The organism is Acetobacter tropicalis, from assembly GCF_001580915.1.
Classification (GTDB): domain Bacteria; phylum Pseudomonadota; class Alphaproteobacteria; order Acetobacterales; family Acetobacteraceae; genus Acetobacter; species Acetobacter tropicalis.
Genome location: NZ_LHZQ01000098.1, coordinates 1 through 3,143 on the forward strand (window position 1 = coordinate 1; position 3,143 = coordinate 3,143).

Annotated in this window: 1 protein-coding gene; it reads left to right on the forward strand. The window is 57.7% G+C overall.

Going from position 1 to position 3,143, the window contains the following annotated elements; all coding sequences use genetic code 11:
• Window positions 1-114: 114 nt before the first annotated feature.
• Window positions 115-3,072, forward strand: a complete 2,958-nt coding sequence (locus tag AD944_RS00795) for a Tn3 family transposase (RefSeq protein ID WP_045543187.1) — start codon at window positions 115-117, stop codon at window positions 3,070-3,072.
• The last annotated feature ends 71 nt before the right edge of the window (window positions 3,073-3,143 follow it).

Consider the following 3,143-nt stretch of genomic DNA (forward strand, 5'->3'; position numbering starts at 1 on the left):
CTCCTTCATGTGTCCGGAAGGGGATCGGCAGACGATCCCGGTAATGCCAACGCCGAATGACACTCAATAAGTCCATGCGATCCCCTTCCGGACACATGAAGGAGACATCCGATCATGGCGCGGCGCCGTCTTCTGACCCGTGAAGCTCTTGCCCGACATTACGAGCCTTCTGTCGATGATCGCGAGATCACGAGACATTTTACACTCAGCCAGGATGACTTCGATCTGATCGCAACCCGCCGCGGAGACGCCTCCCGATTGGGTTTTGCGATGGTCATGCTCTACATGCGCTGGCCGGGACGGGTGCTGGAATCTGGTGAAACACCACCGGCTTCCATTCTGTCATTTGTTGCGCGGCAGCTCGACCTGTCCCCTGGGCTCTGGTCCCATTACGGACGTCGTGACGAAACCCGTCGATCCCATCTGGCCCACCTGATGAAGCGTTATGGCTACCGAACCTTCGATCGGTCGGCATTTCATGACATGACCGGTTTCGCGATGCCAATTGCACATCATGTGACCCAGCCATCCCGCATGGCTGCGATCCTGATTGACGAGATGCGTCGCCGAAGCATTCTTCTGCCGTCGGTCACTGTCATTGAAGCCCTAGTGCGCCGTGCTCGCCAGCAGGCCGATCACCTTGTCCATGACGTCCTTGCAGGGGGCCTGCCGCCGGAAACCCGTTGTCGTTTGGACAAAATTCTGGAGCGTCGTGGCGATCGCAGTGCCTCCTGGCTCTCGTGGCTGCGTAACCCGCCCTTATCACCAGCCGCGCGCAATATCCTGCGACTGCTAGAACGCCTGGAGTATGTACGATCCCTGAACCTCGACAGCGCTCGCGCCACGACCATACCGCGTGTGGCCTTTGACCGTTTGAGCGAAGAAGCTGCCCGGATTACGCCTCAGCATCTGGCCGAGCTTCGGTCATCCCGTCGTTACGCCATTCTGGTGGCAGCCGGGGTCCGACTTGAGGAGGTTCTAACCGACGCGACCCTCACAATGATGGACAAACTCCTCGGAAGCATGATGCGCCGTGCCGAGCACCGGATCCGTGACAAAGCGATTGTCACCATGCGATCGTTGCAGGCCCAACTTCGTCTGCTGACAACCTCCTGCTGTCATCTGATTGAGGCGCGTGATCAGGGCGTTGATTCACTGTCTTCCATTACGGGAATTGACTGGCCCCGTCTCCAGGACGCCATCGGCAGGGCTGAAACCCTGACAGCTCCAGAAACCATTGATCGCACGGCCGAACTGATCAACCGGCATCGCTCTCTTCGCCCTGCCATTGGCCCATTCCTGAACGCGTTCCAGTTTCAGGGTGGCCGCACGGTACAGGGATTACTGAAGGCGGTGCAGATCATTGGAGATCTCTATCGGACCGGTAAACGCCGCTTGCCTGACTCCTGTCCGATCCGTTTCATTCCACCTTCCTGGCACAGCTTTGTCAGGCCAGAGGGAACAGTCATACGGCAGGCTTACGAACTCTGTGTTCTGACCCAGTTGCGTGAGCGTCTGCGTGCCGGAGACATCTGGGTAACGGAAAGTCGCCAATACCGCGCATTCGACACCTACCTTCTTCCGGAAGCCACGTTTGCAGCGATGCGCGCGCAAGGACCGTTGCCTCTGGCGATCAATGCTATGGCTGACACGTTCCTGTCTCAACGGCGTGCAGCGCTGGAAACCGCGCTGAACCGGGTGACGGCTCTTGCCAGGAAGGGCGAGTTGTCACAGGTCCGGCTTGATGCACATGGTCTTGTGATTTCGCCTCTGAAAGCAATTACACCTCCTGCTGTGGAAGATTTGAGGCGGGCGGCTTACGACCGGCTGCCACGGATCAAGATTACTGATCTTCTGCTGGAAGTGGATCGCTGGACTGGTTTCACCGACTGCTTTACCCATCGCCGCTCCAGTCGTGTCGCGGATGACAAAAACGCCCTGCTGACGGTGATTCTGGCGGATGGCATTAATCTTGGTCTGACACGCATGGCCGACACCTGTCAGGGTGCCACCCTGCGCCAGTTGGCGCATCTGCATGATTGGCATATCAGCGAGACCGGATACGCCGAAGCCCTTGGCCGCATGGTCGCTGCCCATCGTGGTCTGCCCCTGGCGTCGCTCTGGGGAGATGGAACATCGTCCTCAAGTGATGGCCAACTGTTTCATGCAGGTGGCAGAGGCGCTGCGATCAGCGATATCAATGCGCGCAATGGCAGTGAACCGGGCGTCAGTTTCTACACCCACATCTCCGATCAGTATGATCCGTTTTCGACCCGGGTGATTGCTGCGACGGCCGGTGAAGCGCCCTATGTTCTGGATGGGCTGCTATATCATGCCAACGGGCTTTCCATTGAAGAGCATTATACCGACACGGGTGGGGCGTCAGATCATGTTTTTGGGCTGATGCCATTCTTCGGTTATCGATTTGCGCCCAGGATACGGGATCTGAAAGAGCGGAGACTTCGCCTGTTTCCAGATCAAAGCCCCGGTGATCTCTTGAGTGGAATGGCCGGTGACCCGATCAATACCAACCATATTGTAGCCCACTGGGACGATCTGCTGCGTCTCGTTACGTCCATTCGGAGTGGAACCGTGACGGCTTCGGCCATGCTGCGGAAGCTCGGCTCTTATCCCCGTCAGAATGGTCTGGCTGTTGCCTTGCGTGAAGTTGGCCGGATCGAGCGATCAATTTTTATGCTCGACTGGATACAGGATCTGGATTTGCGCAGGCGAACCCAGGCAGGGCTCAACAAGGGAGAAGCCCGGAATGCGCTGGCTCGGGCGCTCTTCTTTAACCAGCTTGGCGAACTACGGGATCGGCGTTTTGAAAATCAGGCCTATCGGGCGTCAGGTCTGAACCTGCTGGTGGCAGCGGTTATCCTATGGAACACACGCTATCTTCAGTCGGCCATCACGACACTCGGCATTTCCGATGATCTGGCCCGGCATATTGCACCCCTCGGTTGGGAGCATATTTCTCTGACAGGGGACTATCGCTGGAATGTCGATGAGCAGCCCGAAGCGGGCGCGTTACGTCCGCTTCGGGTCCCTGCATCCCTGCTTGTCGCTTGAACCCCAATGCTGGCGGTTCTGTGGGTGTTCACCCTAAGCGTACGTAAAATACACTTTCGTGTCGTGACCCC

Excerpts from the sequence above, each read along its gene's own strand:
- AD944_RS00795 (WP_045543187.1), top strand. The coding sequence starts at position 115 with ATGGCGCGGCGCCGTCTTCTGACCCGTGAAGCTCTTGCCCGACATTAC.